The organism is Marinobacterium arenosum, assembly GCF_019795155.1.
Classification (GTDB): domain Bacteria; phylum Pseudomonadota; class Gammaproteobacteria; order Pseudomonadales; family Balneatricaceae; genus Marinobacterium_C; species Marinobacterium_C arenosum.
On the sequence record NZ_JAILYN010000100.1, the window covers coordinates 1 to 2887 of the forward strand.

Here is a 2887-nt window from a genome sequence, read left to right on the forward strand (position 1 = left end):
GGGGTGCAGATACCATCAAGGCTGGGCACAAACGCCCGTTGCAAAGCCGGATATAAGGAAGCAGTCCTTCGCCTGTTGTACAAAGGAAACGTGCTTGCCAACACGGGTGGGTCCATATAAGGGCTTTAGTAGCGACCGGGCTAGCTCGGAGTTGATATGTCATTTTGCAGCGCTACGGGCTGTTGGTCCGCTGAAGCTAGCCGGCTAGAGTCAATCCGTTGAGGCCATTTTGGAGCAGCGGTCGGGCAGAGTTAGCCGCGACCTATAGCGGTATGATTGAGTCTCGCACGGTTAGCCATGAGGCGGCGTCGTTTGTGCCAGCGCGCTTGTATACCGTTGGCTAATGCGGTTCCTGCCAGCGAGCAAAAAACTCCCGTAGCTCCTGCTCCGACGGCTGGTGGCGGAATACCAGCTTGTCATCCACCAGGATATTGGGCGAGTGGCGGATATTGTGGGCCCGGATCAACTCCGGGTGATTCTCCAGGTAGGTGATCTCGTAACGGATGCCCAGGTCGCCGAACTCCTTCTCCAGGTTGGGCAGTGAAAAGTCCGTTTTGGTGACCAGCAACTGAACTCTCATGCCTGCTATCCTCAAAGGTGTTTGCCTCAGCAAGTATAGCAACCACCGCTGCGTACCCGATGAGTCGGTACGTGGTTTGAAGCCAACGGATGCATATCGGGAGGGGACATTGCACTACAGTATTCACCTTGGCCGTAGCCGCTCGTCGGCTCGGCGACAACCTCCGCTGGTCACTCTGGACCTGCAGCAGCATGCGGCGATCTTCTGCCAGAACAAGGAGCTTTTTGTTGGCTATCCTGAAGCTAACGGGATGTCCAACTACTATGGCGAGGCGATCTATCTGGGCGATGAGATCCGCGAGCTGCGTGATGAGCTGATCGCGTTGGAAAAGGTTTTCAACGGTAACGATGAGGTACATCCGACGCTGGTCAGGCTTCTGGCCGTGGCCGAACGGGCGATCGCCAAGGGCCTCGATATCTACTGCTTCAGCGGCTGCTGAACGGTATGGCCGGCGGAGGAGCTATCCATGGCTATCGCACGAACAGTCTATGACTACCTGAACCAGCAGGTCGGCAGTTTTGAAACCATTGCCCATCCGAAAACCGCAACCAGTCGTGAGGCGGCGGATGCCGCCTATGTGCTTGAAGACCATGTGGTTAAGGCGGTGCTGCTGAAGGACGATACCGGCTACCTGCAGGTGTTGATTCCCGCCAGCCAGTGGATCAGCCTGCATCGGTTGCAGGATCAGCTGAACCGCAAGCTGGAACTGGCGCCGGAATCGGATGTGGATAAGTTGTTTACCGATTGCGACCAGGGCGCGGTAACGCTGGGGACGGCCTACGGCATCGAAACCATCGTCGACGAGGCGCTCTGCTCGCTGTCCAAGGTCTACCTGGAAGGCGGCGACCATGAGCAATTGATCGTGCTGAGCGGCGATCAGTTCAACGACTTGATCAAGGGGTTGCGGCGCGGTCACTACTGCGAGCAGCACTGATTTCAGCTCTTTCGCCGGGCGATCTCTAGCCAGGGCATCGTAGCGGTAGAAAATCACTACTGAACGACGTTGGCCGGGCAGTCCCCGCCCGGCTTTACGAAGTATGTTCATATAGGCGCATTTCGCGGATCGTACCCGAGCTGGCAAGCATCCGTTAAGCCAGCATCCCCAATACTCCCGGACACAGAATGTTGTCTCGATAAACGCGGATCGGAGCTCTGGCGGCCGACTATGCTTTAGCACATGCGCCGGCTTCGAAAGGAGGCGGGGGTGGGCGGCATCAGGAAGGGCGAGGGAGAGGCAATCGACGGGACGTTCGCCTGTGGTATCTCGACCATGCGATTTATCGGTTAATTCCTTTCATTAAAAGGAGCCAGTTATGAACAGATCCATGATGCTGGGTGGCCTGGTAGGTGGGGTGGCCGCGACCGCTTTGGTGGCGGTTGCCGGATTTCAATATGTTGACCGGTCGCCGCAGTTTGCCGAGGTGTTGGATGTACAGGCGGTTACTCAGAGCTATACCACACCGCGCCAGGAATGCGTCGATCGCCAGGTGACCCGGGTCAAACCGGTTCAGGACCAAAACCAGGTTGCCGGTACCGTGGTCGGTGCGGTGGTCGGCGGGCTGCTGGGCAGCCAGATTGGCGGCGGCAGCGGCAAGAAGTTGGCTACCGTGGCGGGTGCGGCGGCCGGCGGCTATGCCGGTAACAAGGTGCAGGAGGATATGCAGCGCAAGGACACCTACACCACCACCGAGCGCGATTGCCGTACCGTGCAGGACCGGCACCAGAAGGTGGTCGGTTACGATGTACAGTACAAACTGGGCGAACAGGTGGATGTGGTCAGGCTGGATTACCAGCCGGGGCCGACTATCCCGGTCAAGGATGGCCAATTGGTGCTTACCAAGCCGGCAACGACCGCGACCCAGTAACTTGGCGGGATACGGTGGTAGGCGATCCCCGATTCGCTGGCAGGTTGCCGCCGAAAATATCGTAGCAGCTCGCTCCGCGAGCGACCGATTTGCGTAAATAGTCGGCCGGTCGCCCACGGAGTGGGCTGCTACAGGGGGCTGTTGGGCCGACAAAGCACCGGTCTGAGTTTCTAACAACCGCCTGCGGCGGTGGCGCCCCGGGTGACGCCCTTGTATCTCTCCATACCTGCCTCAAGCCGTTGATTAGGCGGCTTGGGGCAGGTATGGGGAGATGGTTGTCTGTTCCTGATATGAAAAAAACAAAAAGCCACCCGAAGGTTAATGCCGATCAGTTAAGCTCATTGAGCCGCTGATTCTGCGAAAGAAAATCCGGAATCCTTAGGCAGGATTCCGGATTTTTTCTTTTCGAAGATTTCAGGGGAAAAGTCGAACTGGACCATAT

The 2887-nt window shown here is 57.6% G+C and carries 4 protein-coding genes; 3 read left to right on the forward strand and 1 reads right to left on the reverse strand.

The genetic code is table 11. The features are described from left to right. Nucleotides 1-340: 340 nt before the first annotated feature. Entirely contained in the window at nucleotides 341-580 is a 240-nt protein-coding gene (locus K6T12_RS21280) for a hypothetical protein (RefSeq protein ID WP_222224983.1), read from the reverse strand. Nucleotides 581-689: 109 nt separating this feature from the next. Between K6T12_RS21280 and K6T12_RS21285 the strand changes: the two genes are divergently transcribed. From K6T12_RS21285 to K6T12_RS21295, 3 genes are all read left to right on the forward strand, one after another. Next, nucleotides 690-1019: a hypothetical protein gene (locus K6T12_RS21285; protein WP_222224984.1), complete on the forward strand. Its 330-nt coding sequence runs from the start codon at nucleotides 690-692 to the stop codon at nucleotides 1017-1019. Nucleotides 1020-1046: 27 nt separating this feature from the next. After that, nucleotides 1047-1514 carry an aminoacyl-tRNA deacylase gene (locus tag K6T12_RS21290; protein ID WP_222224985.1) on the forward strand — a complete coding sequence of 156 codons (468 nt, stop codon included), beginning with the start codon at nucleotides 1047-1049 and terminating at the stop codon, nucleotides 1512-1514. A 379-nt stretch (nucleotides 1515-1893) separates the two neighbouring features. Next, nucleotides 1894-2445 (forward strand): glycine zipper 2TM domain-containing protein, encoded by a 552-nt coding sequence (locus tag K6T12_RS21295; RefSeq protein WP_222224986.1) that lies wholly within the window; start codon nucleotides 1894-1896, stop codon nucleotides 2443-2445. Nucleotides 2446-2887: the final 442 nt, after the last annotated feature.

What these genes read in the sequence shown, in the direction of transcription:
- K6T12_RS21290 (WP_222224985.1), top strand. Translation starts at nt 1,047, where the DNA reads ATGGCTATCGCACGAACAGTCTATGACTACCTGAACCAGCAGGTCGGC.
- K6T12_RS21295 (WP_222224986.1), top strand. Translation starts at nt 1,894, where the DNA reads ATGAACAGATCCATGATGCTGGGTGGCCTGGTAGGTGGGGTGGCCGCG.
- K6T12_RS21280 (WP_222224983.1), bottom strand. Translation starts at nt 580, where the DNA reads ATGAGAGTTCAGTTGCTGGTCACCAAAACGGACTTTTCACTGCCCAAC.